The sequence below is a fragment of the Saccharopolyspora sp. NPDC002376 genome (genome assembly GCF_053593195.1).
Window position 1 is genome coordinate 78,569 of the sequence record NZ_JBSFBZ010000022.1, and the last position, 25,657, is coordinate 104,225.

At 68.2% G+C, this 25,657-nt stretch carries 17 protein-coding genes and 1 pseudogene; 2 read left to right on the forward strand and 16 right to left on the reverse strand.

The genetic code is table 11. The features are described from left to right. The first annotated feature begins 412 nt into the window (after positions 1-412). Entirely contained in the window at positions 413-1,123 is a 711-nt protein-coding gene (locus ACWCO2_RS17065) for an endonuclease/exonuclease/phosphatase family protein (RefSeq protein WP_450128680.1), read from the forward strand. Between the two features lie 30 nt (positions 1,124-1,153). After that, positions 1,154-4,282 carry a CHAT domain-containing protein gene (locus ACWCO2_RS17070; RefSeq protein ID WP_450128681.1) on the forward strand — a complete coding sequence of 1,043 codons (3,129 nt, stop codon included), beginning with the start codon at positions 1,154-1,156 and terminating at the stop codon, positions 4,280-4,282. Positions 4,283-4,599: 317 nt separating this feature from the next. Here the strand turns inward: ACWCO2_RS17070 and ACWCO2_RS17075 are convergent, their stop codons facing one another. The 16 genes and pseudogenes from ACWCO2_RS17075 to ACWCO2_RS17150 form a co-directional block, all read right to left on the reverse strand. Further along, complete coding sequence (locus ACWCO2_RS17075; protein ID WP_450128682.1) at positions 4,600-6,891, reverse strand: ADP-ribosylglycohydrolase family protein; 2,292 nt, start codon at positions 6,889-6,891, stop codon at positions 4,600-4,602. A gap of 6 nt (positions 6,892-6,897) precedes the next feature. Continuing rightward, a complete protein-coding gene (locus ACWCO2_RS17080; RefSeq protein WP_450128696.1) occupies positions 6,898-12,696 on the reverse strand; it encodes a toxin glutamine deamidase domain-containing protein in 5,799 nt (1,932 codons plus the stop codon). A gap of 24 nt (positions 12,697-12,720) precedes the next feature. Then, a pseudogene (locus tag ACWCO2_RS17085) lies at positions 12,721-13,161 on the reverse strand (WXG100 family type VII secretion target); the annotation flags it as partial. A 3-nt stretch (positions 13,162-13,164) separates the two neighbouring features. Further along, positions 13,165-13,464, reverse strand: a complete 300-nt coding sequence (locus tag ACWCO2_RS17090; protein WP_450128683.1) for a WXG100 family type VII secretion target — start codon at positions 13,462-13,464, stop codon at positions 13,165-13,167. Between the two features lie 11 nt (positions 13,465-13,475). Further along, complete coding sequence (locus tag ACWCO2_RS17095) at positions 13,476-14,105, reverse strand: YbaB/EbfC family nucleoid-associated protein (protein ID WP_450128684.1); 630 nt, start codon at positions 14,103-14,105, stop codon at positions 13,476-13,478. A gap of 151 nt (positions 14,106-14,256) precedes the next feature. Next, positions 14,257-14,976: a hypothetical protein gene (locus ACWCO2_RS17100; RefSeq protein WP_450128685.1), complete on the reverse strand. Its 720-nt coding sequence runs from the start codon at positions 14,974-14,976 to the stop codon at positions 14,257-14,259. Between the two features lie 35 nt (positions 14,977-15,011). Further along, a complete protein-coding gene (locus ACWCO2_RS17105) occupies positions 15,012-15,521 on the reverse strand; it encodes a hypothetical protein (RefSeq protein ID WP_450128686.1) in 510 nt (169 codons plus the stop codon). A gap of 15 nt (positions 15,522-15,536) precedes the next feature. Then, positions 15,537-16,640 (reverse strand): MlaD family protein, encoded by a 1,104-nt coding sequence (locus ACWCO2_RS17110; protein ID WP_450128687.1) that lies wholly within the window; start codon positions 16,638-16,640, stop codon positions 15,537-15,539. Next, on the reverse strand, positions 16,640-17,773 hold the full coding sequence (locus ACWCO2_RS17115) for an MCE family protein (protein ID WP_450128688.1): 1,134 nt from the start codon (positions 17,771-17,773) through the stop codon (positions 16,640-16,642). The genes ACWCO2_RS17110 and ACWCO2_RS17115 overlap by 1 nt, the downstream gene beginning before the upstream one ends. A gap of 182 nt (positions 17,774-17,955) precedes the next feature. Next, positions 17,956-19,128, reverse strand: a complete 1,173-nt coding sequence (locus tag ACWCO2_RS17120) for an MCE family protein (RefSeq protein ID WP_450128689.1) — start codon at positions 19,126-19,128, stop codon at positions 17,956-17,958. Next, positions 19,125-20,105 carry an MCE family protein gene (locus ACWCO2_RS17125; protein ID WP_450128690.1) on the reverse strand — a complete coding sequence of 327 codons (981 nt, stop codon included), beginning with the start codon at positions 20,103-20,105 and terminating at the stop codon, positions 19,125-19,127. Before ACWCO2_RS17125 ends, ACWCO2_RS17120 begins: the two co-directional genes overlap by 4 nt. After that, positions 20,102-21,124, reverse strand: a complete 1,023-nt coding sequence (locus tag ACWCO2_RS17130) for an MCE family protein (RefSeq protein WP_450128691.1) — start codon at positions 21,122-21,124, stop codon at positions 20,102-20,104. The genes ACWCO2_RS17125 and ACWCO2_RS17130 overlap by 4 nt, the downstream gene beginning before the upstream one ends. Beyond that, positions 21,121-22,455 carry an MCE family protein gene (locus tag ACWCO2_RS17135; protein ID WP_450128692.1) on the reverse strand — a complete coding sequence of 445 codons (1,335 nt, stop codon included), beginning with the start codon at positions 22,453-22,455 and terminating at the stop codon, positions 21,121-21,123. The genes ACWCO2_RS17130 and ACWCO2_RS17135 overlap by 4 nt, the downstream gene beginning before the upstream one ends. After that, the gene (locus ACWCO2_RS17140; RefSeq protein WP_450128693.1) at positions 22,452-23,291 is read right to left on the reverse strand and encodes an MlaE family ABC transporter permease; all 840 of its coding nucleotides are present in this window, start codon (positions 23,289-23,291) and stop codon (positions 22,452-22,454) included. Before ACWCO2_RS17140 ends, ACWCO2_RS17135 begins: the two co-directional genes overlap by 4 nt. 105 nt (positions 23,292-23,396) lie before the next feature. Further along, positions 23,397-24,188 (reverse strand): MlaE family ABC transporter permease, encoded by a 792-nt coding sequence (locus ACWCO2_RS17145; RefSeq protein ID WP_450128694.1) that lies wholly within the window; start codon positions 24,186-24,188, stop codon positions 23,397-23,399. Next, positions 24,185-25,411 carry an ABC transporter ATP-binding protein gene (locus ACWCO2_RS17150; protein ID WP_450128695.1) on the reverse strand — a complete coding sequence of 409 codons (1,227 nt, stop codon included), beginning with the start codon at positions 25,409-25,411 and terminating at the stop codon, positions 24,185-24,187. Before ACWCO2_RS17150 ends, ACWCO2_RS17145 begins: the two co-directional genes overlap by 4 nt. Positions 25,412-25,657 lie beyond the last annotated feature (246 nt).

The window sequence follows — 25,657 nt, forward strand, 5'->3', positions numbered from 1 at the left end:
AAAACACGATCACTGCACGTGGCCATCGGGGGCGCACTTTTGCCTGGTCAGAGCACTAGCGCCGGACGGTTCGGGGTGCTCCCGCACGACACTCCCGACCGCCCTCCGAACGGCTCTTGACAGCACCCCGCCAGATCAACCCCAAGAGTGGCCGGCGCCTCAGCATTCGTTATCGATCACGGCCATTCCCGGACGACTGGGCTGAACGGAGTCAATCCGGCGAAGTCGCCCTCGGCGACTCACCCCATGTGCTCGGATCCGCACCGACGGTCATGGAGACCGCCGGATTCGATCTTCGAATTCTCGATCTTGAACCGGGGAGGTCGATTTGCACCTGAGCACGCAGCGTCGCGGACTCGGCACCCGCCGCAACCGAAGTCGATTACCCGGACTCCTAGCCGCCTTCGCCACGATGGCCGCGCACCAGGACGCAGTTGTTGATGAAGAGCTCTACCGCGACCCTCGTGACAAGGGCACCGAGAGCCGCAAGCTGCTCTGCGCGATCACTCCCCTCGGAAGCAGAACCGTCCAAGTCTGCTCGACGCACCTCAAGGCTGACAAGGACAGCGACGACTATTCGGAGACGCGCAAAAAGCAGGCCCATCAGATCACGGGCAGCGGCGGTTACCGGAGTTTCCTGGAGCCCGCGTTCAAAAAAGACCTGCCGATCATCATGACAGGCGACTTCAACGAAGAGCCGTCATCCGCAGTGGCCGAACCGTTCTACATGGCTCCCAGCCGGGCACAACAAGTACAAATTCGCGAGGACTGGCAGGCGTCCGGGCTCACTGCCGGGCGCATGATCCTGCACGACAGGGAACACCCGACCAGGAAGAACAGCGTCTACGACAACGTTCGCGGAGCGGACTACGACGTCGACCGGTTCACCCCCGCAGCCGGCCGATCTGGAAGTAGCGGCGACCACTGCGTGGTAGCCGTGAGTATTGATGATCTCAAGCAGAACCCCTCGTCGCACGTGCCGAGTAGGTTCGGAGATCGAGCGGATCGCACCGATGGACACAGCTGTCCACCGGTGCGATCTCAGGTGGTGCACACGGGCTATTCGGCGGCTGCGCGCGCCGGTAGCGTGTTACGACCCCACCGAGAACTCCCCGACCGGTGACCCGGTGAGCTAGCCACAGGAGAACGACCGATGACAGACGATGCAAGCCGCGCGAACGACCGGTTCGGCGGGCTGCAACGTTGGACCGCAGCGCAGAGCGCTCGGGGAGGTAACCGCTCCAGCTGGTTCACCGACGAACAGGACGCCACCCCGGATCCCCCAGCCCCGGAACCCGCAGCTCCGGCCCCGGATCCCCGCCGCAGCGCCGAGCAGCGCTACGCCGACGCGATCGCGGCGATGAACCAGATCGTCGCCACCCTCGACTTCGAGCAGCTGCCCTGGGTGACTGAGGTCTTCCGGGCCACCGCGGGCATGTTGCGGGAGGGCGATCCCGCGCGAGCAGGCGTGCTCAACAACCTCGGCAGCGCTGCACAGCTGTCCCACCTGCGCAGCGGCGATCTGGCCGATCTCGAGGACGCCATCGGCTACTACCGGTCGGCCACCACCGCGGCGCATGACAACGACCGCGACCGGATCCTCTACCAGTGCAACCTCGCGCTGGCGCTGGCCGATCTCGCGGGCAAGACGAAGCGCACGGCCACGGCGGCGGAGAGCGTGCAGGCCGCCCGCACTGCCGTCGAGCAGGCGTCGCGCCGCGACCCGCGACGGGCGATGGCGCTGGTCAGGCTGGCCAACGCGCTCAAGCTGCACGCCCAGTTGGCGGACTCGGCCGCCTCCGACGACGAGTCGATCGAGGTGTTCCGGGAGGCCGCGCGGATCTCCCCGGCCAACGACCCGGCCACCCCCGAACTGCTGGTCAACCTCGGCGCCGGGCTGCTGCGCCGGTACGAGCGCAGCAACTCCCAGGACGACCTGGACGACGCCATCAAGCACCTCGGCTCGGGCGCCGGGGCTCTCGCCGACGGTGATCCGCGCCGCTCAGCGCTCTGCAGCTTGGCCCGTGCGCTGCGACTTCGGTTCCGGTCCAACGGCGACCTGACCGACCTCAACTCGGCGATCAGCGAGCTGGTCGGGGTGCTCGGCGTGCTCGACACCGGTCACCATCTGCTCGGCACCGCGATCTGGAACCTGGCCACCACCACCGTCGAGCACGTCGACGCCACCGGCGAGGCCAGCCAGCTGCGCCGGGTGCTGCGGCCGATCGCCCCGGCGGTGCGCGCGATGTCCGCCGACGACACCGAGCGCGCCACCGCCCTCACGGCTTATGCAACCTTGCTGCGCAGGCATTTCGTGCACGGAGCCGAGCCGAAGGTGCTCGACACCGCCGTCACCGCGGGACAAGCGGCGGCCTCCGCGGCAGCGGCCGAGCAGCGCGGCGCGGTGCTCAACGCGCTGACCACGACGCTGATCGAGCGCTTCGAGCACAGCAAGGACAGCTCCGACCTGGACAGCGCGGCCGACCTGGCACGCGAGGCGGCCAAGGAGGATCCGTCCACGCAGCACGCCGCGTTGACGCAGTTGGGGATCATCGCGGCGCACCGGTTCCGGCTGTCGAGCAAGACCAACGACGTCGAAACGGCGATCGAGCTGTTCGAGCAGGCGCTCAACGCCATGCGGCTGGACGCCCCCGAGCGCGCGAACGCGGCGATCCACCAGGCCCGCGCCTTGCAGTCGCTGTACCAGCGCAGCGGGCGCAAGCGCTACTACCGGTGGGCGCGCAAGGTGCTCATGGAGGCTGCGGAGCAGAGCAACGCCCCTGCTGACCAGCGGTTGCGGGCGGCAGCGCTGGCCGGCCGGATCTGCGCGCAGGCGGGCCGCTGGTCCGAGGCGCTGGAGTCGTTCACCTACGCCGTCGACCTGTTGCCGCTGGTCACCCGCGGCAAGCGCGTCGTGGCGCCGCCGGTCTCGCAGCAGCGGTGGGCGTCGATCGCGGCGGACGCGGCGGCGTGCGCGGTGGAGAGCGGAAACCTCGAGCTGGCGGTGGAGCTGCTGGAGCACGGGCGCTCGGCGATCCTGGCGGACTTCCTGCCCACCGGCGGCGAACTCGGCGAACTGCACCGCACCCACCCGGACCTGGCCGACGAGGCGGTCCGGCTGCGGCGCTTGCTGGACCGCCCGGTGGCCGAACCCGGCCTGACCGAACTCGACGACCGGACGCACCTGGCCCGCACCTGGGACGAGTTGCTGGCCGAAGCCCGCTCGGTGCAACCCGACCACCTGCGCCGCACCCCGTTCGCGAAGCTCGCCGACGCCGCGCCGGAGGGCTCGGTGGTGCTGGTCAACCTCAGCCGCTACCGCTGCGATGCGCTGGTGCTCATCGCGGGCCGCGCACTGCTCGTGCCGCTGCCCGACGTCACGCCGGAGAAGGCGGCGGAGCGCGCCGCGGAGATGCTCGAGTCGGCGCACCGGGATGAGCACGCGGTGCTGACCAACGGCCTCGACTGGACCTGGCGCTGCATCACCCGCCCGGTCCTGGACCGCATGGGCTACCTGAACACCCCGAGGCCGGGCGCCCGCTGGCCCCGGATGTGGTGGAGCGCCTTCGGTGCCCCGGCATTCCTGCCTATGCACGCGGCAACCGCCCGCACTGGTGAGTCCACTTTGGACAGGGTTGTCTCCTCGTACACGCCGACCCTGAGCTGCCTGCTGCGCGCGAGCGAACGTCCGGTCCCGGAATCCGGAACCCCTTTGGTGGCAGCAGGTTCCGCGGAAATGGTGGCTCGCGAACTGCCGCGGCAGAACCAGGTCCTGGCCCAGCGCTGGCCATCCGCGGAGATCGCAGCGGTGGAAACGGCCACCGCGGCGGAAATGCTGCGCATGATCCCGAACCACCCGTGGCTGCACATCTGCGAACCGAGCTCGCAGTTCCCGACGCAACCGGCGGCGGGCATGCTCCTGGACCGCGAAGCTCCGCAGCGTCCGCTGGGTCTGGTCGAACTCGGCCAGATCTCCTTGGACGAAGCGGAGTTCTGCTACCTCGGCCAGTGCGCGACGGCGGCCGACGAACCCTGCGCGGCGGCGGTGTCCCTCCCGGCAGCACTGGTCTTCGCGGGCTTCACCCACGCCATCGGCACCCTGTGGGAGGTCGACGAGGACAGCGCGGTGGCGATCCACGCGGACGTCTACGCAGACCTGTTCACCGACCACTTCGACACGGACCGAGCGGCCTACGCCCTCCACAACGCAGTCCGCCAGCTCCGAGCCCACTACCCGGAAGAACCCTCCCGCTGGTCAGCCCACATCCACATCGGCCCCTGACCTGAACCCTCCGGCTGGCCAGGTAGGACAGCAGGAGGCCGGGGACGGCGAGGGCCGCCGCGATGGCCAGGGGTGCGGTGTAGGTCGCTCCTGCCGACAGGGCTGCGGCCAGGAGAGGTCCTCCGGCGTTGCCGATGTTGCTGGATCGTCTGGCTGACCTGCAGCCGCTCAGCGGTACGACCGAAGCGCAACTCCTCGGCCAGGACCACGAAGCTCTCGATCTCCAGTCGCTCCAGTACCAGAGCAACAGCAGCTGCCATGAGCTGGGACGGCGCCAAGAACAACCGCCACCACTCACGCAGACTCAGCGGTCCCTGTCACCAGTTGGGATAGCGCTCAGCCCATTCCTTCTCAAGCTCACCGAGCGGGTTGCGGTGACCGAAGTTCCAGAAGAGCTCGTCGGCCACTTCCTGCACCAGATCGCCGAGGTCCAGCGCTTCGACCCATTCACGCGGTAGCCCCGCAACACCGGCCCTCGCCCCGACGAGGGCGCCGGTGAGGGCTCCGGTGATCGCCGGTTTCGGGGAATTGTTGACCGCCAGCAGGAGCGCTTCCTTCGGGTAGTACTCACGTTTCGCAGCCGCGTAGACCGCACGACCGAGCACCGTGAGCGTCGCATCGCCGGGATCGATCGCAGCGATGTCGTCGGCATCGATGTTGAGCGGCTTCTGAGCCCGCGAAGACACGTTCCGCAGCATGCGCGAGACCTGCTCCCAAGCCTGGTTCGGCGGCTCTGCCAGGTAGCCGCCCCCGAGCCTGTCCTTGAGCTGGACGCGCACGGGGAAGATGAAGGCCTCTCGCCGGAACAGCTCCGCGAAGATCGCGCTCAAGACCGCAGAAGCCGCGACGTCGATCTCGCTCCGGTTCCAGCCCTTGGCCAGCGCGTTGATTCCTCCCGCCGTGGCCTTGCTCGTCAACCCACCGGGTAGCGACCAGATCAGCGAAACCGGCCCTTGCACGTTGCAGTCCTGGCCGGGATCGGCGATCTTCTGCTGGATCGCCGCCAGCAACTGAGGTGACGCTCCACGCGCTCCCCGAATTTCCGGGGTCCGCACCAGCCATCCATCGGGCTGCGAGTGCGCTGCCGCCAACGGTCCTGCAGCCTGCTGCCACGGCACACCTTGAGCGACCAGCCACCGGGCGTGCGCCGACTGCATGGCGGTGGGCTGCATCGCCAGCAACGACGTGCCCATGCCTCGTACCGCACCTTCGCTAAGGAAGAGCAGCATGGTCGTTCGCCAGCTCACCTGGCCGGGGCGTTCGAAGGCGGTCTCCATGCCCGTGATGCCGCGTCGGCCGTAGCGCTGCTCGATCTCCGGCCGCGACATTCCTTCCAGCGCCGAACCGAGCGCATCGCCCACTGCGAAGCCGACGTACGCCCCGATGAGCGCGGACCAGGACGTGCGCGGCTCGATCCAGCCCACACGTGAGAGCTTGCCGAAGGTGTCGAGCGCCGGCCGCACCCGACCCGCGTTGTCGTGGAACGCCATCAGGCCGTTCGCGTGCAGATCGGTCGGCCAGGACTGGTGCGAGATGTCGTCGTCGCCGCTCCAAGCCGCGCCCCTCCAAGCACGATTGCGGCGGAGCCACGCCGAGCCGAGGAGCCTTCGCTCCTGCTCCTCGCGGGTCAGGTTGTAACCGCTCGCCCGCGCCTGCTCGAACCAGTCGGAAGAGAAGTACGGCGGCTCCTCCAGCTCGAACTGCTGCTGCAGCCGCCCGGCCGTCTCTCGGTCCAGCCCGGGCTCGCTCTCGTAGCCGGCTTTCGCCGGGTAGACCGGAACGTCCGGGCGGTTCGGATAGGTCGCCAAGGCGGGCTCCCGGAGCCCGGCGAGCTCGTCGGCAGTGACCTCCGCCTTCGGCTCACCACGCACGTTGATCACCATCGCAGCGTCGGAATGCCTGATGAACGTCGGCACCGTGGTGCGGATCCACTCGGCGGAGCGCGGGATCCGCGCGGGTGAGCTGAACACCTCCACGGTGCCAGAGAGGTTCGACAGGACCTCGTCCGGCGGCGCGTCGAAGTCGCTGACGGGAATGAGGATTTCGCACTGCAGCAGCCCGCTGAGGAATTTCTCGCGCGTCATCCGCTTCAGCGTCAGGTGGTTGAGCATCGCCTCCAGCCGGTTCCGGTGCCGGGGCATCCCGAGCTGGATCGGCCCGGGCATGTAGTCCGGGTTCAGCTGCTCCTCCACACGACCATCGGGGTGGGTGACCTTCCACCCGAGGATCGCGTGCCGCGGCACCCCCAGGTCGAACAGCTCGGCCGCTCGGTACTCCGAGTCGATGATCTCCTCGCGCTTCGGCTCCCCCGGCCAGTGAGCCGGCGACGAGAAGCCGGGGTGCGGCGTGGTGTTGGCGTGCCGAAGCTGTCCCTCGGGTTCGGTGACCACGAAGGCAGGTGGCGGCATGATCATCTTGCCCGCATCGCCCCGGTCCAACCACGCAACGCTGTTCCAGGGAATCTGCCACCCCTCAGCGGTGCGGACCACCTTGGCGTGATCCACCCGCACACCATCCGGCTCGCCGAGCCCCTGCCCGGTAGCCCGCAGCCACTTCTCGGCCAGCTCGATCGCGTCAGCCCTGTCCACTGTCGGCAGATCCTCCCTCATGCATCGTCACTCCCCACCGTCCAGCCACTTGCGCCCCATGCGGGTGGGCGTCCACGACCGCGAGCCGGCGTTGAAGGTGCCCAGCAGCACTTCTGAGCCATCAGCGCTCTCGACGTAGATCTCCGCGCTACCGGTGAATTCGCTGACGCCCAGGTCACCCTCGTCGAACGGTACTCCCGTGCTGGACGGGTCCACGGCCTCGTAGCGGAGCATCACCGCGGTCTCCGGCATGTCGTCCGGGTGCCCTGCGCCGAGGTCGACCGCGGCGTCCTTGCGGAACTCCACCTGACGGCCGTCGCTGGACAGCAGCGTCGTGGCCTCCTGGTTGCGCAGGTACATCGCTGCCGCATCAGCGGGGATGGTCCGCTCCCGGTTGTAGGTCACCGAGCCGTCGCCCTTTGGCCGCCAACGCTCCCGGGATGTGTTGGTACCACCGCCCGAGCCTGCCCCGGGCATACCGCCCATCGCCGCACCGGCCTGCTCAGCAGCCGCGGACCTCCCGCCGACCGCCGAACCTACGTTCGCTGCGGAGCCGGTACCGGCCGAGCCGCTGCCGGGTGGGATCTGCCCTGCGCCGGGCCCGCCCAGACCACCTGCGGCCGACGATGCGCTCGCGGGGCTGCTGGCATCCGGCAGGCCGCCTCCACCGTTCCCCAACACGGAACCGGAGTCAGTCATCGGCATGGACGGAAGTGCATCCGAACCCAACCAGCCAGGCGGTTTCGGACCGCCTGGCATCTCGGGCATCTCAGGCCACTGGGGCGCCTCAGGCATGCCCGCACCGTCCGGCGTGCCGGTTCCGATCGTGGGCGGCGCATCGAGGTCCCCTTCGGTCGGCCAGGACGGCGAGGGATCGCGGCCCGGGACCACCGGTGCGATCGGAGGCGCAGGCAGCGGCTCACCCTCGTCCTCCTCCACTGGAGGAACCGTGCGGAGCGGATTCACGTGCTGGCCGAACCACGGCCCGTCCGAGCGGTAAATCCGGTTCTCCCGCTCCGCTTCGGAGTCGTCGAATTCCCCGCGAACCGCGGAATCATCAGCGGATTCCCGATCGCTGTCGGATCCCGGCTCGTCATCGGCACCATCGTCGTGCGCGGTTTCCCCTGACTCATCAACAGAATCCGGCCGTTCGGGCGGATCCGAGTCGGGCACCAGAAGATCCGCGCTGTTCGACACCCTTCGGTCCATAGTGGAATGCTGGTTCGCTCCCGGGTCACCGACACCTATACCCGGCTCGGGCAGCGAACCGTAGGGCAGCAGGTCGAGCCGGATGGGCGGATAGGGCAGATCCATCAACCTGCCGGACTGCGGGTCGATGAACGCCACGCCCTCCGGGGTGTTGGTGACCAGCGCAACGTGCCCCATCGGGCCCTTCGGCGTATCGAACACCACTCCGATCACGGCGTGCGAACCGACCGGGTCTTGGCTGACCCGCTGGATGATGCTGTCGTAGCTCGTCCCGTGGTGCTCCCACTGGCCGCCGAGCTGGCTCTGGACGTACTCCGGGGTGCCCTTTTCCGCGAGTTCGCTCGGCAGCACGGGTTCAGCCTGCACGTCGAAGCCGAGCAGGCGCTGGGCGTAGGTCACCACGCTGCGCGTGCAGTTCGTCTGCCACCCGTTCTCGAACGCGCCCTGCGTGTGGAAGTTCGGATTGACGTTGCCCAGCTCGGGGTGGTTCGCAGCGATGTAGGCCGCACCGTGCTCCGGATGAGCGGTGAGGCTGTGGATCGCTGGCAGCGTCGTGATGGGCTCAGTCGAATGGGAAATCGCGTTCCAGTCCGGATTTCCGCTGGAATCCACCGACAGCGGCGGCACTTCGCCAGCGGATACCCTGTCATGGGCTCCGTAGCTCTCAGCCGCCCCGTACCTCTGCGGTTCCTCGAGCCCGTCCAACAGCCGGGTGATCTTGCTGTCGCCGCCTTCGGAACTTTGCCCTGCTTCGCCTGGCTCGCACGCAGCGGGCTTCTCCGGAGTCGGCAAGTCGTTCGCAGCGGGACTCTCCGGGGTTCCGTCGAAAGAACGGGGCTCATCCACCGAGGAGTCACCGGAATCGACCGAGTCGTCGGCAGAGCCGGTTCCCACGCCTTCGTCCGACGAAGACTTCTCGTACTGCCCGAGGCCGCCATCGTCGTCAACGGGATTCAACCTGCTGTCGACCGTCTTCGACTTGCTCATCTCCGCGAGCTCGCTTTCCAGGCGGGACTGCTTCTGCCGCTCCGCAACCTGTCGGCTGGCGTCCTCCGGGCTCAGGTAGCGCGGATCCCCTGGAACGATCTCCTCCGCCTTGATGACCCACTTCTCCCGCGGGTTTCCGTCCTGGTCGGTGAGGACGTTGCCGTTCTTGTCACGAGCGATCACCAGCTCTTTGCTGTGCACGTAGAGCTGGGACATCGGCATCAGCACGCCTTCGCGCTCGCTGACTTGGCTGGCGAGTTCCTGGAGCCGCCTGGCGGTCTTCGAGTCGATCTGCAGCTCGACGTCGCCCACGAACTTGTTGTCGCCCTCGCCCATCGACACGCTGGTGAGGGAGGGCTCGACCGTGACCTTGCCTTCCTGGTAGTGCCCCGCCGCGAGTGCGGCGGCGAACGGGTTTCCGAGGTTGAGCCCCCGCACGGACGGCCCCTCGTAGTGCTGGAGCTCGTTGATGCCGGAAACAATGGCCTGGAGCTGACGCATCTGGTGCGGTGACAGCGTTCCGGTCCGCGCCGCCGTGTTCAGCGCGGTGTAGACGTCCGAGGTGCTGTAGGCATGCGCGCCCATCGCACCCTGCTTCGACAGCGAGCCCAGGTACTCCGGGTGCGCCGCGATCCGTTCGTTGATCCGCTCCGCGAGGTAGGCACACCGGGTCCGCTCGGGACCAGTGGATTTGTTGTCGGTGCTCGTACCGCACAGAACATCGTCAAGTGCGTCGAACGACTCCTTCGGGGCGCGGTAGTTCGGGTCCAGGCAGAAGTCCAGGCTCTGGTCTACCGCCGGCTGGGTGTACTCCGAGCTCTTCTGAATCAGCTTCCAGCGGAGTTCGGCCTCGGCGTCGAGCACCTCATGCGTGTCGTCCTCACCGAAGAGATCCGGCTTCTGCTCGTCAACCCGCGCGGACACCTCTTCGTCCGACAGAGCGCCATCTGTCGGCTCATCGTGATCCCGACGTTGGCCGGAATCACGATCGGCGCTTACCTCGCGCTCCGGGTCAGCTGTGGAATCCTCATCCGGACGCCGCTCGGACGTAGCGCGATCCGCCGAGTGTCCGCCGTTGTCGTGCGGCTCGGAATCCGACCGGTGGTCCGTGGTCGTGCTCGAGCCTTCGCCGATGCGGGACGTATCGCTACCGGACGTCTGGGCATGCTCCGGGGCTTCATCCGATTTGATGTCCGAAGTGGAGCGTTCTGGGGTCTCCTCGATTCGGGTGCGGTCCGGTGAATCGCGTTCCGGGAACTCCGGAGTGCGGTTGGCATCCGCGTCCGCCGGTGTTTCCGCGCTGCCCTCGCGTTGTGGCTGGTCGGCACGGGACTTGTCGGTGGGTGCCGGCGACTGCGAAGCAGGGCGCTGACCGGAGTCCGTTCGGACGTCGCGTTGCGCCGGTGTGCTCTGCGCAGGTCGCATCGGCTGATCGCCCAACTTCGGGGCGAAAGCCTGCTGCTGCGAAGCACCTTGGCGCGGTGGCTGCGCGTCAGGGCCCTGCGGAGACTGAGCGCCTGGCCCGCGCTGCGGCTGGGCGCCAGGACCTTGTTGTTGCGCCTGAACGCCCGGGACCTGCTGCTGTGGTTGAAAGCGAGGGACCGGTGAAGGCTGACCGCCTGGAGCCCTTGGGGGCTGGCCACCGGGGCCTTGCGGCGGCATGGCTCCCTGCCGTTGCGGGGGCATGCCAGGGCCTTGCGCGGGTTGCCCGCCGGGGCCGCGCTGTGGCTGCACACCTGGTCCCTGCTGTTGCGGACCTGCTTGCCACTGCGCGCCCGGACCCTGCGGTTGCCCACCAGGGCCTTGCGGCTGACCGCCTGGGCCCTGCTGCTGGAAGCCAGGTGCCTGCGGCCGGCCACCGGGTCCTTGAGGTTGACCGCCCGGGCCCTGTTGCTGGAAGCGCTGGGGATTACCCGGCCCTGGTTGGGCTGGGTTTTGCGGCGGAGCCGGCGGCCCCTGCCGGGGCTGCGCTCCGGGCGGCTGCTGAAGGCCACCTCGGGGGTCGAAGCCTCCCTGCGGTTGCGGTCCTCGCGGAGGCTGCGGGCCACGCTGCTGGGGACCGCCCGGCTGGTTCTGGCCGCCTGGCGCTTGGGAATCGGCCTGTCGGAACCCTCCCTGCCTGGCAACGTCCGCAGGCGGGGCGAACCCGCCCGGTCCCGGCGCGGGGCCAGGCTGCGCTGCCTGTTGGAAACCGGCTTGCGGGCCCGGGTTCTGGCCAGGTTGCTGCGGGGCGCCGCCGCCTTGGAAGGCCGCTGGCGAGACTCCGCTGGGGCCGTTCTGAAAGGCCTGCGAGCCGTTCTGCGCCGGCAGCTGCCCACCTGGCTGGCGCGGACCGGCGCTTCCCGGCACCTGTCCACTTTGGCCGTTCGGACCGGTCTGGGGAGAGCGCGGCGTCTCCGGCGCTGCGTTCGGCATGCTGTTCTGGGGTGCGAAACCGCCCTGACGGCCACCTGCCGGGGCGAAATCGCCGCGTGGCCCAGCCCCACCGCCGGGAGCCGAATTCGGCGGGGCTTGGCCTGCCCCTCCACCCGGGCTCGGCGGGGCTTGACCGCCACCGCCCGGTCCCATCGGGGTGGACGCCATACCGCCCCCTGGTATGCCCCCGCCACCAGGCATGCCTCCACCACCGGACATCGGGGCCTGCGGCATTCCACCGCCCTGCATTCCGCCGCCCGGACCAGGATTGCCCGGGTGCTGGCCAGGAGGGCCTTGCGGAGGCATGCCACCGGGTCCGGGCGCAGAGCCGTAAGACGGGGATCCCGGGCTCTCCGGTGCCGCCGCAGCGGCTGCAGAAGTGGACGAAGGAGTGTTGTTGCTCCCGGGGCCCGCGTCTGAACCGAGTCCAGACGCGGGAGAACCACCGCCTCCGTGCGAAACGTCCGGCGCGCCACCGCTCGGGGCGAGCGAGCCTCCGCCGTGCCCGCCGCCCGGGGCTGGTGAACCGCCCTCGTGTCCACCACCTGGAGCCGCAACGTTCGCATTCGACGCGGTTTCCACGCCGCTGGCCACCGAACTCGTGCTGTCCGCGACGGATCCAACGCTGTCCGCAACCGAACTCACCGATGCAGAAGCTGCGCGGGCGTCCGCGGTGACCTGCTCGAAACCGCCCTTCGTACCGCCAATTCCACCATCAACGGCACCGCTGGAAGCCCCGGTGAGCACATCGCTGGCCGAGAGGTTCCCGAGGTCACCGGTCATCGCCGCTCCGGCGACGGTGCCGAGCGCTCCTTCCGCGGCACCCCGCACCGAGCCGTCGACGAGTCCCTTCGCCGCAGTACCGAGCACGCTCCCCGAAGCATCCGCGGCCACGTCACCAACGGCCCCGGTCGCCGCGCGACCGTTGACCAGATGTCCGGCGATGCCGCCACCAACGCCACCGAGTGCCGCGTCCTTGCTCTTGCCGAAGTCGAAGCTGGAGCGGTCCCCCTTGGCCATCTGGACGCCCTGGATCCCCGCATCCATGGCCATTTCCGTGCCGACGTTCGTGGCGATGGACTTGCCCAGGTTGAGCAGACCGCTCTTGCTGATCAGCTTCTGCAGGCCCTCCTTGAGGACCTTCTCCAAGAGCTCCTTCACGAACTTCTTGGAGCCCATCTGCATGAGCTTCTGCACGAGCTGCCGGAACACCATCTGGACGGCAGTGCGGGTGGCGAGCTGCGCGGGGACGATCCCGGCGCTGGACGCGCCGAAACTGACGAACGCGGCAGCGATCATCGCGGCGATCTGGATGGCAAGCAGGACCAGCGACGCGATGATCATGTACTTCGTGTACTCGATGTCCAGCGCCGCGTTGTCGCACGCTTCCGCCAGCCCGTTTCAGGCTTCTTCAAGCGACTGGAACACCGGCGGCTGATCGCCGCCAGCCGTGAACTTCTTCCACATCTCCTCGAAGGCCTGGGCGGATTCCCCTTCCCACGACCCGAGAATTTCCCTGGCCGCGGCATCGCCCGTGTCCTGCACAGCAGGAATCGCCTGTGCCGCCTCGGTCCAAGCAGCGCTCAGCTCGCGCAGCTTGTCCTCGTCGCCTTCCGGCCAGCTCTCCCCGACGACAATGGGGAGCAGCCACTTGACCTCTTCGGGAAATTCCAGCCCCACGCGTCAGGCCCCCACCTGACCGATGTCGTCGGCATTGCCCTGGTCTACCGCTTCGAAGTCATTGGCCGCTCCCTCCACTTGGGAGCGGAGGTTGTGCAGTGCTTCCTGCACGGAGGACAACGCCTCCTGCATGCCATCGGCACCAGGCAGGTAGTCCTTCGCGAACTGCTGACCGGCCTCGTCGTTGCCCCAGCACTGCCCCTGCGCCTGCAACGCCTGTTGCAGGCGCTGGTTGATCTGCTCCATCTGGTCGGCGGCACCGTCGAACTTCGCCGCACCACCCCGGACCCGAATCGGGTCCATCGAGCTCCCGGTCATCGGAGCCATGAGTCCGGTTCGTCGAACTCCGGATCATCGTCGGCCTGCTGCCTCCGCGCTCGTTGAGGCTGCGTGGGCTTGGGCTCGGGCTGATCCGCACCAGGGCTGGCCGGTGCAGCTGAAGGCGACGGGGAAGCTTGGGATGCTAGGGGTTCCGGCGCCTTGGGCGATTCCGAGAAGTCCGGCATCTTCGGCATCAAGCCCTTCAGCGAGGGCGCGCCGTCGATCAGATCCGACAGGTCCGGCAAGTCTTGGGTCACCGGCGACAGCAGGTCCGCCATCTGGCTCTTGACCTGCACCGTGGCCGCTTGCAACGTCTCCTGCACGGTCCGGGCGACCACGCGCGGGTCACTGCGCTGGAACGACTTGGCGGAGAATTCCAAGTTCGTCATGGTTCCGGCGGAATCGACCGTCACGGTGACCGATCCGTCTGGCGAGGTCACGGTCGCCGATGCCGTGGAAGCTGCCGCCTGCGCTTCCTGCAGCGTGCGCGTCTGCTGCTCGAACTTCTCCAGGAGACCGTCCACCTGCGCCTTGATAGCCGCGTTGCGCGCTTCCATCTCCGCCCGGTCGCTTCCCGGTTCAGTCACCGATGCCCCCTCGTGATCGCCGACGCGCAGGGCCACGTTAGAAGACAAATTCGACCTGCACGTGGTTTTCGGAGAAACGTCGGGTGCATCACATGACGCGTCGCGTCCCGGACTTGGCGGAGAAGCGCGAGAGCTACCGCTTCGGGGCGGTGGCTCTCGCGGTTCGCTTGATCCAGGAGGGCTCCGGTCAGCGGAGGGTGATCTGGCTGATCTTCCAGGTGTCGCCCTGCTTTTCGGCGCTGACCGAGATCTGGGCCGGGCCGGCGTTCTCGCCGGGGGCATTGGCTCGCCTGGCGTACTGGTCGACGAAGAGCAGCAGCTCCGCGCGGTCGTCCTGGAGGCGGGTCACCGAGCGTTCCTTCACCGTGGTGGTGACGATCAGCTGCTGCTGCGGGGCCTGGTCCTTGACCACCGAGAACAGCTCTTGGTAACGCTGAACGGCCGGGCCGGTCAGCAGGTCTCGCGCTGCTGCCTCGGTCTTGGCCGTGTCGTTGAAGTCGTAGGAGAACAGCTTCTCCACGGCGTCGGAGACCTGGCCGGTGACCTCGCTGGTCTCCCCGGCCGAAACCAGCGCCTCGTTCGCGGCGGCACCGGTGTAGCGCGCCGAGTAAGCCTCGAAGCCGAACCAGACCGCCAACGCGGCGAGCACGACGGTGGCGACCCACAACCCCCAGGCCGGCTTGCGCTTGGTGGCACCGGATTCGGTCACGACGGACGTACCGTCGGACTCGCTCGACGAAGCTCCGCCAGCATCGCCCTGCTCCGGCTTCGCCTCCGCGACGGCATCACCGCCGTCGGCGGTTCTGGCCTCGGCCAGGAGCTCTTCGTTGTGCGTCGGGCGGTTTCGCAGGCCCGCGACCGTGGGGCGGCGGGCTGGTTGCTTGCCGGGGCGGCGGTTGGTTGGCACTGGGGCACTCCTCGTGTTGCTCGCGCGGTCCGCCGTCAGCCCACCGGCACCAGGCCGAGGGCGCTGAGCTTCCAGGCGTCGCCTTCGCGGGTCAGTTCGCCTTGGTAGCGGTCCTGCTTGGTGGCCGGTTGTTCCCCCTCGACGTTCACCGTCACCTGGAGGACCGCGATCATCCGCGCTTTTCCGGCTCGATCGTCGAGTTCGACGATGCCCGAGTCGAGGACGCGGGCCGTCGTGGTGCTGCGCTTCTGCTCGATCTGGGTCGCGTAGTCCTTGCGGCTCTGGCGGATCTCGTCGCGCAGCGGGCCGGTCGAGTGGTCCTCCCAGTTCTGGAGGCCGCGTTCGACGTCCCGGTAGTCCAGGGTGTTGAAGTTGATGATCGCGTTCTGCCCGTCGCGCAGCGCTTCGTCGCGCACCTCGGCGTAGGCGATCGAGGAATCGTTGGCTGCCAGGGCCCAGGAGACCCCGGTGGCCAGGCACGCGACCAGGCTCACCGCGAACAGCACCAGGGTGACGACCGGGCGCCGTCGGGTTCCTGCGGACATTCTCGGGTTCCTCTCCTACTGCCCGGGTGCATTCTGCGCGCCGCGCACCGAGGTCTCACTGCCCGGGGGCTCCGCGCAGTGCGCTTCGGTGTTGACCGGGACCGGGTCCATCTCGATGCCGTTGCGGCGGTCAGTCTGCTCGTAACCCTTGGTGCAGGGCAACGGGTCAAAGGCGTTGAGCACCAGACCGAAGTGCGCGGTGCCGTCGCCGGGCACCACGGTGCGGCTCGGGGTCACGACTGCCGGGTAGAGCACCATCGCGTGCTCGATGCCGTCGACGTGCTTGGCGATGAGCTGCGAGGTGCTGGTCAGGTTGGTCAGCAGCGGGGTGAGCTGCTGGTTGTCGTGGATGAGGCCGCTGATCTGCTGGGCGGCCGGCGGGGCCTTCTGGATCATCGCGCGCAGGTCGCCGTCGGAGTTCTTCAGCTGCTCGGAGATCAGCCGGAGGTCGCGGCCGAAGGACTTGATCGACGAGCCCTGCTCGTTCTGCGTGGCCAGCACGGTCTTGCCGTCCTCGAGCAGCTGCACGGTCTGCGGCAGGTGCTCCTGGGCCGTGGAGATGAGCTCGCGGCTGGTGTCGACGATGGTCTGCAGGTTCCCGCCGTTGTCGCGGAAGGCCGTGCCCAGCTCGTTGACCACGGTGCGCAGCGATTCCTCCGGCACCGAGTTGGCCAGCCCGTCCAGGTTGGTCATCAGCGTTTCGACCGGGAGCGGTGTGGTGGCCGACTGCTGGGTGATCACCGAACCTTCTTCCAGGAACGGGCCGTCGTCCCGCTTGGGCTGCAGGTCCACGTACTGCTCGCCGACCGCGGACCGGTTGGTCACCACGGCTTCGACTTCGCTGGGGATCTGCGGGGCGCTGGATTCGATGTCCAGCGGGATGTTCACCCCGGTGTTGGTGAGCTCGATGGTGCCGACCCGACCGATCGGCACGCCGCGGTAGGTGACCTCGGCGTTCTCGAAGACGCCGCCGGTGTCGGCGAGCTTCAGCGTGACCACGTATCCGCGCGGGCCGAACAACCGGTCCAGCCCGGCGTAGCGGGCGCCGGCGAAGCTGACGCCGACCAGGGCGATCGCGACGAAAGCGACGATCTGCAGGCGAACTCGACGGGTGAGCATCAGCGGCCACCTCCCAGCAGCGAGCCCAGCAGGCCACCGCCGGAGTCCTTCTGCGGATGATCGGTTGGCGGTGGTGGCGGGGTGTCCTGCCCGGCCGGCGGTGCCAGCGGCAGCGGCAGGTTCTGCACCGCGTCCGGCAGCGGGATCAGCGGCTGCCTGCTGCGGCCCAGGTTCTGCAGGATGTCGGTGAGGTTGAGGTCCACGTTGGTGTAGAGGTTGACGTAGTCGCTGTTCTGGATGCCGTCCGTGACGTTGTCCGGGAACGGGTACGTCAGCAGGACTTCCAGCGACTTCGGCAGGTTGTCCCCGGCCGCGGTGAGCTGCTGGAGCACCGGGGTGAGCTGGTCGAGGTTGTGCACCAGGTCGTCGCCGGAGCGGTTCACCACATCGGTGGCGACCACGGAGAGCCGGTCCAACGCTTTGAGCATGTCGACCAGCTGGGTGCGCTGCTCGTTCAGCACGCGCAGGCCCGGTTCCAGGTCGCGCAGCGCGGTGTCGATGCTGCCGCGCTGCTCGTTGATGCGGGCGCTGAGCCGGTTGATGCTGTCCAGAGCGCGGGTGATGTCGTCGCGCTGAGCGTCCAGACCGGACACGAGTTCGTCCAAATTGGACAGCAGGCTGCGCAGGTCGGACTCGCGTCCTTCCATCGCAGCGTTGAGCTCCTTGGTGATGCTCTGCAGCTGGGAAACGCCGCCACCGTTGAGCAGCATGGACAGCGCGCCCAGCACTTCTTCGACCTCGGGGTTGCGGCCGGTGCTCGACCGCGCGATGACGCTGCCGTCGGCCAGCTTCCCGACCGGCTGCTGCGATTCGGGCGGTCCGGCGAGCTCGACGTACTTCTCGCCGAGGAGGCTGGACTGCCGCAGCCGGGCGGTGGCGTTGGCCGGGAGGTGCACGTCGCCGTTGACCAGCACGGTCACCTCGGCGTCCCAGGAGCCGTCGGCGAGCCCGATGTTGCTGACTCGGCCGACCGACACGTCGTTGACCCGGACACCGGCGTTGGGCACCAGGTCCAGCACGTCGCTGAACTGCACCTTCACCTCGTACGGGTGGTCGCCGACATCGGCCCCACCGGGCAACGGCAGGTCGTAGACCCCGCGAGAACTGCACCCGCCGAGCACCACGAGCGCCAACGCCGCCGCCGCGCCGACGCGCCACGTACGCCGTCTCCCGGACTGCCGGCGGTTTACAGTTTCAATTGAAACTGTGGTCTCCCGTGAGGAGCCGAGCACAGTTTCCATTGAAACCGTGGTTCTCCGTGCTCGGATGAGCGGCTTCGGACCGGTGCCCCGCGGTCGGCGGATTCGGCGGAGGTTCATCGGGTGCCTCCCTGCGACGACAGCGGGAGCGGCAGGTCCGGCAGTTTGCCGTTCTGGATTGCGTTGAGCGCCTCCGCGGGCGTCGGCAGCTTCGCGACGCCGTCGATGACCGGTTGCAGCGACTGGCAGGCGTCGCTGACCTCCTTCGGCACGTCGGCCGGGACCTGCTGTTCCAGCAGCTTGCACACCTCGACCGCGGGCGGCTGGGCCAGCTCGTTGATGGTGATCCTGGTGTCCAGGGTCCCGGAGGACCCGTTGTAGACGTTGCTGAGGTTGGACAGCGCCAGCGGCGAATTGACCAGCGATTCCCGCAGCGCTTCCTTCTGCTTCACCAGGACCTCGGACACCCCGTGCAACTGGTCCACATTGGACTTGACCAGCTCCCGGTTGTCCCGCACGAAGGACTCCACCTTGCCCAGCGCGACGGCGAGCTCGGCCAGCGCCGCGCCCATATCCTCGCGCTCGCCCGCCAGGAACCCGCTGACCTGCTGCATCTGGGTGTTGAACCGGCGCACCTGGTCGTCGTTGTCGGCCAGCATCGAGGTGAACTTCTGCAGGTTGTCGACGGTGGCGAACAGCTGCTCGCTGTTGCCGGACAACGTGGTCCCGGCTTCGCCGAGGTTGCGGATGGTCTCCGACAGCGCCTTGCCGTTGCCGTCGAGGTTGGCCGCACCGGTGTTGAGCAGGTCGGCCAGCGCACCGTCGGTGTTGGCCCCGTTCGGGCCGAGCGCGCTGGACAGGTCGTTGAGGCTCCGGTAGATCGAGTCCAGCTCGACCGGGGTCGCGGTGCGCTCCTTCGGGATCACCGCGCCGTCCTCGAGCGTCGGTCCGCCCTTGTAGACCGGGGTGAGCTGCACGTACCGGTCGCTGACCACGCTCGGCGCGACGGCCACCGCACCCGCGTCTGCCGGCACGTCGACGTCGCGGTCCACACTCATCACGACCCGCACCAGCTTGCCCTGCGGGACGACTTCGTCGACGGTGCCGATCGGGACGCCGAGAACCCGGACGTCACCGCCCGGGTAGATGCCGACGGCGGCGTTGAAGTAGGCGGTGACCTTGCGTTCGGCGGCGCCGAAGAACAGCCACCAGATGGCAACAGTCACCGCGAGCACGAGCACCACCGCGATCGACAGCACCCGGGTAAGCGAGGGGCGTGCGCTGGTCATGGCTGGCAGCCCTTCTGGTTGATCGGACCGACGGCGGGCGGCAGCAGACCGCAGACGTAGCTGTCGAACCACCGGCCGTTGCTCAGGACGTTGGAGAACAGGCGGGTGAACGGCGCGAACATCTCCAGGCTCCGGTTCAGGTTGTCCTGGTTGCGCTGCAGCATCTTGGTGACCCGGTCCAGCTGCTGCAGGGTCGGGCCGATCTGCGCGGCGTTGTCGTCGACCAGCCCGCTGAGCTGCTGGGACAGCTCACGGGTACCGTCCAGCAGCTGGCTGATCGAGTCGCGCCGCGCCCGGATCTCCTCCAGCAGGAGGTTGCCGTCGGCGAGCAGCTTCTCGAAATCGCCGTTGCGGTCGGCGATGGTCTTGGACACCTGCGCGGTGTTGTTCAGCAGGTGCTCCAGCTGCTCGTCGCGCGAGGAGATGGTCTGCGACAGCCGGGAGAGCCCGTCCAACGCACCGCCGACCTCCTCCGGCGTGTTGGAGAACGTCTGCGACATCGCCCGGAAGCTGTCCGCCAACTGCTTGGTGTCGATCTGGTCCACAGTGGACGACAGGTCGCTGAACGCGTTGATCACGTCGTAGGGCGACATGGTGCGCTGCAACGGGATCGGCTCGGACGGGTCGGCTTCCTTCGCGCCCTGCGGGTCCAGCGCCAGGTACTTCTGCCCGAGCAGCGTCTTGATCCGGATCGCGGCGGTGGTGTGGTCGCCGATCCAGGCGTCGTTGACCCGGAAGCTGACCAGCACGTGGCCGTCCTCCAGCTCCACATCGGACACCGTGCCCACCTTCACCCCGGCGATGCGCACCTCGTTGTCCGGCCGCAGCCCGGCCGCCTCGGTGAACTGCGCGGTGTAGGTGGTGCCGCCGATCAGCGGCAGCCGCTCGAAGTTCATCGCGAGCACGAACATCATCACCAGCACCAGCAGGCCGCCGATGCCGATCTTGAGCGGGTCGCGCTTGGAGAAAGCTGTCATCGCTGGCACCTCGGCTGGGACACCGGCAGCAGCGGCAGCGGCAGGTTCAGCTCACCGACGCCCACGGTTCCGGTCATCTTGCAGTTGAAGAAGTTGAACCAGGAGCCGTGCGACGCGGTCCGGGTCAGCATCTCGACCTTGCCCGGCATGTTCTGCATCCACCGCTCGACGACCTCCTCGTTGTCGTTGAGGTTCTTCGACAGCGAGCCGAGCCCGGCGATGTCCTGCTGCAGTCCCGGACGGGCCTCGGTGAGCAGCCCGGCGGTGCTGTTGGTCAGGCCGTCCATCGCGGTCACCGCGTCACCGATGGCGTGCCGGTTCTCGGACAGCCCCGAAACCACCTGGCGCAGTTGGCCGATCAGCTCGGACAGCTGCTGGTCGCGGGCGTTGACGGTGTCCAGCACCCCGTTGAGGTTGTCGACGACCTGCCCGATCACCTGGTCGCGGGAGGCGATCGTGGAGGTCAGCGAGGCGGTGTGGGCCAGCAGGCTCTCCACCGTGCCGCCTTCGCCCTGCAGCACCTGGATGATCTCGTACGAGAGCTTGTTGACGTCCTCCGGCGAGAGCGCCTGGAACAGCGGTTTGAACCCGCCCAGCAGCACCGTGAGGTCCAGCGCCGGCTTGGTGCGTTCCAGCGGGATCGTCGAACCGGGCTGCAGCACGCCGTTGTCGCCGGGTCCCGGCTCCAACGCGATGTAGCGCTGGCCTACCAGGTTCCGGTATTTGATGGTCGCGGTCGCGGTGGCCGGCAGCGACCGGTCGGCGACGTTGAACTGCACCTCCGCGACTCGCCGGTCGACCAGGTCGATGCTCTCCACCTCGCCGACCTTCACGCCGGAGATGCGCACCTCGTCGCCCACGTTGAGGCTGGTCACGTCGGTGAACCGCGCGTTGTAGGTCTGCGCCGAGCGCAGGTCCTTGTTCGCGATGGTCAGCACCAGCAATCCGGTGGCCAGCACGGTGACCAGCACGAAGATCAGGAACTTGACCAGCGGTCCGGTGATGCTGCGACCGTTCACCGGTAGCTCACCTCCGCTCCGCGCAGGACCGGGCCGACCAGCAACGAGCCCCACTCCGGCACGTCACCGGCGTCCCGGCCGATCGCCGGGGCCAGCACCATCGACACCATGTCCCGCTCTGCCGGGGAGTTCACCCACTGCGAAGAGGTGCCGGCCGGCAGGTAGGACTCCCCCGGCTGCGGCGGGTTCAGGCTCTGGTCGACCTGGCGCGACGGCGCGGGCGAGGTCGAACCGTCCTTGAACGGGCCGTCCGGCGGGTACTCCGGGAACGGGTCGGGCATCGGCGTCAGGTTGTAGCAGCGCGGACCGCGCTTGTCGGCGAACTCCGGCTCGTCCTGGTTCGGGCGGTACTTCCCGCGGTGCGCCACGACCTCCAGCGTGATGTGCAGGCCGGGCTCGTTGGTGCCCTCGCCGAACACCTTCCGGATGCGCGGCACGTAGGCCGCCATCTCGTCCAGGAAGCACGTGTACTCCGGCGAGTACTTCGCCAGCACGTCCAGCGTCGGCCGCTGCGACTCGCCGAGCTGGATCAGGTTGTCCCGGTTGTTCTGCAGGAACTCGGTGGTGTCGTCGGCGGTGGTGGTCAGCTGGCCGGTGAGGGTCTTGAGGTTCTCCCGCTGGTCCACCAGGGTTCGCGCCGTGGTGCTGAAGTTGTCCAGCGCCTCCAGCACGTCCGGGGCGGCGTCCTCGTAGGTCTGGGCGACGCCGACCATTTCCTTGAGGTTGCGCTGCAGGTCCGGCACCGACGGGTTGAGGCCGTCGAGGTAGGTGTTGAGCTGCGACAGCGTCTCGCCCAGCTGCTCGCCGCGCCCGGAAAGCGCCTGGTCCAGCGCGTTCAGCGTGACCGCGAGGTCGTCCGGGTGCACCGCCTGCAGCACCGGCATGGTGTCGGCCAGGACCTTCTCCAGCTCGATGCCCGCGCTGGTGCGGTCCTGCTCGATGACGTCCCCGGCGGCCAGCGTCGTGGTCGAGGCCTGGTCGGGCAGCTCCAGCGAGACGTAGCGCTCGCCGAACAGCGTCCGCGGCAGCAGCCGCGCCGAGACGTTGGACGGCAGGTGCTGGACCTTGTCCGGTTCCAGCGCCAGGTGCAGCTCGGCACCGTCCCCTGTGGACTGCACGCCGGTCACGCGGCCGACGACCATGCCGCGCACCTTCACATCCGAGTCCGGCAGCAGCTGGTTGCCCGTCGATGCGGCCTTGAGCACCACGTCCACGCTGGAGGTGAACGCCTTCTGGTAGGACGCCACCGTCAGGCTGACGAACAGCACCATGCACATCAGGAACGCGAGGCCCGCGACCCGGCGACGCAGAATCTTCCCTCGGGTACTCATCCGGTGATCCGAACCGTCGTAGTGGTGCCCCAGATCGCGAGGCTGAGGAAGAAGTCCAGCAGCGCGGTGGTCACGATCGCGGTCCGCACCGCGCGTCCCACCGCAATGCCGACTCCGGCCGGGCCACCGCTGGCCCGGTAGCCGTAGAAGCAGTGCGTCATGATCACCACGACGCTGAACACCAGCACCTTCCCGAAGGACCACAACACGTCTTCAGGAGGTAGGAACAGGTTGAAGTAGTGGTCGTAGGTGCCCGCGGACTGGCCGTAGACATAGACCGTGACGCCGCGCGCCGCGACGTACGAGGTGAGCAGGCCCAGCACGTACAGCGGGATCACCGCGATGAACCCGGCGATCACCCGTGTGGTCACCAGGTACGGCAAGCTCGGCACGCCCATCACCTCGAGCGCGTCGATCTCGTCGGAGATCCGCATCGCGCCCAGCTGCGCGGTGAACCCGGAACCGACCGTCGCCGACAGCGCCAACCCGGCCACCAGCGGCGCGATCTCGCGGGTGTTGAAGTAGGCCGAGACGAACCCGGCGAAGGCCGAGGTACCCAGCTGGTCCAGCGCGGCGAAGCCCTGCAGCCCGACCACGGTGCCGGTGAACAGGGTCAGCCCGATCATCACGCCGACCGTGCCGCCGATGACCGCGAGCGCCCCGCTGCCGAAGCTCACCTCGGCCAGCAGCCGCAGCGTCTCCTTGCTGTAGCGCGTGATCGCGCGCGGAATCCACACCAGCGACCGCACGTAGAACGACAGCTGGTCGCCCAGGTCGTCCAGCAGCTGCAGCGGCCGCCGGGCCGCGCGCTTGGCGCGCTGAGAGATCGTCACCATGTCAATTCCGCCGTCTTTGTTGTTGAAGCGGCGAAGCCGCTTGGCCCACCCACGCACGGCGACCACCTGAGCAAAACGAGTTCGGAGACCTTTTCCATGGCCCGTTCACATGCCCTTTGGCGGCACGAGCTGCAGATAGAGCGTGGTCAGGACGAAGTTCACCGCGAACAGCAGGAGGAACGTGATCACCACCGACTGGTTCACCGCGTCCCCGACGCCCTTCGGACCAGGCGGTGGATGCAGCCCGCGGTAGGCGGCCACCACCCCGGCCAGGAAACCGAACATCAGCGCCTTCAGCTCACCGATCCACAGGTCCGGCAGCTGCGCTAGCGCGTTGAAGCTCGCCATGTAGGCGCCGGGCGTACCCCCCTGCATGATCACGTTGAACGTGTAGCCGCCGAGCACGCCGACCACGCTGACCATGCCGTTGAGCAGCACCGCGACCAGCATCGCGGCCAGCACCCGCGGCACCACCAGGCGCTGGATCGGCGAGATGCCCAGCACCTCCATCGCGTCGATCTCGTCGCGGATCGTCCGCGAACCCAGGTCGGCGCAGATCGCCGAACCGCCGGCACCGGCGATCAGCAGCGCGGTCACGATCGGGCTGGCCTGCTGGATGATCGCCAGCACGCTGGCCGCGCCGGTGAACGACTGCGCGCCGATCTGCCGGGTCAGCGACCCGAGCTGCAGCGCGATCACCGCGCCGAACGGGATGGACACCAGCGCGGTCGGCAGGATCGTCACGCTGGCGATGAACCAGCACTGCTGGATGAACTCGCGGAGCTGGAACGGTCGCTTCGGCAGCGACCGCATGACGTCCAGGCCGAGCGCGAACAGGCGCCCGGTCTCGCGCAAGCCCCCCGCGCCCGGAAACCGCGCCTGCGAAGGCGAACTCACTGCTCACCCCGCTTGCGTCCGAACCACCGGCGACGCGAATCAGCCGGCTCCGGCGCGCCGGCGGCCCACGGCGGAGCCTCCGGGTCCCGGGAGTGCGGCGACGGGCGCACCTGCTGCGGCACGTCGGCGACCTCGGACTGCGGCAACGGCTGCGATTGCGGCTGAGCCGGAGGCGGCGGGGCCTGCGGCCGAACCGGCTCGGCGTGCTGCTGCGGCCACGCGGGTTCGTTGTTCAGGGTCACGGGAGCTGAAGCGCCGTAGAGTGCGAGCTCCTCCGGGCTCAGCGTCTTCAGGATCTCCTGCTGCGCCGACGGCGCCAGCGTGTCCAGCTGCCGCAGCACCCGGTCCTTCCGGCGGCGCACCGCGGAGCGCTCCGGCATGCCGGGCGTGACCTCCAGCTGCGGCATCATCGGCGGCACGGACAGCTCGCTGAGCCGCGCCAGCTCGTTCGCGCCGGTGTCCTTCTCCTCGCTCATCCCGATCGGCCCGTCCGGGCGACCGTTGAGGAACTGCACCACCACCGGCTCCGGCGAGGTCAGCAGCACCTCGCGCGGGCCGTACATCACCAGGTGCCTGCGGTAGAGCATGCCGATGTTGTCCGGCACGGTGCGGGCGGTGTTGATGTCGTGGGTGACGATCAGGATCGTCGCGTCGATCTGCGCGTTGAGGTCGACGATCAGCTGGTTCAGCAGCACGGTGCGAACCGGGTCCAGACCCGAGTCGGGCTCGTCGACCAGGATGATCTCGGGGTCCAGCACCAGCGCGCGGGCCAGACCGGCGCGCTTGCGCATACCGCCGGAGATCTCACCGGGCAGCTTGTCCTCGGCGCCGAGAAGACCGACCATCTCCATCTTCTCGAGCACGATCCGGCGGATCTCGGACTCACCCTTGCGGGTGTGCTCGCGCAGCGGGAAGGCGATGTTGTCGAAGAGGTTCATCGACCCGAACAGCGCACCGTCCTGGAACAGCACGCCGAACAGCTTCCGGACCTCGTAGAGCTCCTTCTCCGGGCAGGTGCAGATGTCGACACCGTTGATGACGACCTTGCCCTGCTCCGGCTTGAGCAGCCCCACCAACGACTTCAGGAAAACCGACTTCCCGGTTCCCGAAGGTCCCAGCAGCACGCTGATCTCGCCAGGAGGAAGCGTCAGCGTGACGTCCCGCCAGATGGTCTGCGAGCCGAAGGACTTCGACAGTCCGTCGACAACCACCTCGACGCCCATCCGCACCTCCGCGTCCTCGAATTCAACTCAGCCGGGCCGCCCCGAAGAGGCAGCCTGGCACATGTGACGCACACAACGAAGGCCATCAGCGTCACACCTGTGCAACGAGCTCGACGCGAAGGGGTTACTCGCCAGTTCACTGAGGTTTTTCCAGGCTCGTTTTGCGTGGCGGTGCGGGTGGCGGAACCTCAGACGCCGCCTGGCTGCGGGATCCCGTTTTTATGTATGTCCAATACACGGCAAACG

Bases quoted from the DNA above. Each gene is read 5' to 3' on its own strand.
- ACWCO2_RS17065 (WP_450128680.1), top strand. From the start codon at position 413: ATGGCCGCGCACCAGGACGCAGTTGTTGATGAAGAGCTCTACCGCGAC.
- ACWCO2_RS17070 (WP_450128681.1), top strand. From the start codon at position 1,154: ATGACAGACGATGCAAGCCGCGCGAACGACCGGTTCGGCGGGCTGCAA.
- ACWCO2_RS17075 (WP_450128682.1), bottom strand. From the start codon at position 6,891: ATGAGGGAGGATCTGCCGACAGTGGACAGGGCTGACGCGATCGAGCTG.
- ACWCO2_RS17080 (WP_450128696.1), bottom strand. From the start codon at position 12,696: ATGGTGTTCCGGCAGCTCGTGCAGAAGCTCATGCAGATGGGCTCCAAG.
- ACWCO2_RS17090 (WP_450128683.1), bottom strand. From the start codon at position 13,464: ATGGACCCGATTCGGGTCCGGGGTGGTGCGGCGAAGTTCGACGGTGCC.
- ACWCO2_RS17105 (WP_450128686.1), bottom strand. From the start codon at position 15,521: ATGTCCGCAGGAACCCGACGGCGCCCGGTCGTCACCCTGGTGCTGTTC.
- ACWCO2_RS17110 (WP_450128687.1), bottom strand. From the start codon at position 16,640: ATGCTCACCCGTCGAGTTCGCCTGCAGATCGTCGCTTTCGTCGCGATC.
- ACWCO2_RS17120 (WP_450128689.1), bottom strand. From the start codon at position 19,128: ATGACCAGCGCACGCCCCTCGCTTACCCGGGTGCTGTCGATCGCGGTG.
- ACWCO2_RS17125 (WP_450128690.1), bottom strand. From the start codon at position 20,105: ATGACAGCTTTCTCCAAGCGCGACCCGCTCAAGATCGGCATCGGCGGC.
- ACWCO2_RS17135 (WP_450128692.1), bottom strand. From the start codon at position 22,455: ATGAGTACCCGAGGGAAGATTCTGCGTCGCCGGGTCGCGGGCCTCGCG.
- ACWCO2_RS17140 (WP_450128693.1), bottom strand. From the start codon at position 23,291: ATGGTGACGATCTCTCAGCGCGCCAAGCGCGCGGCCCGGCGGCCGCTG.
- ACWCO2_RS17150 (WP_450128695.1), bottom strand. From the start codon at position 25,411: ATGGGCGTCGAGGTGGTTGTCGACGGACTGTCGAAGTCCTTCGGCTCG.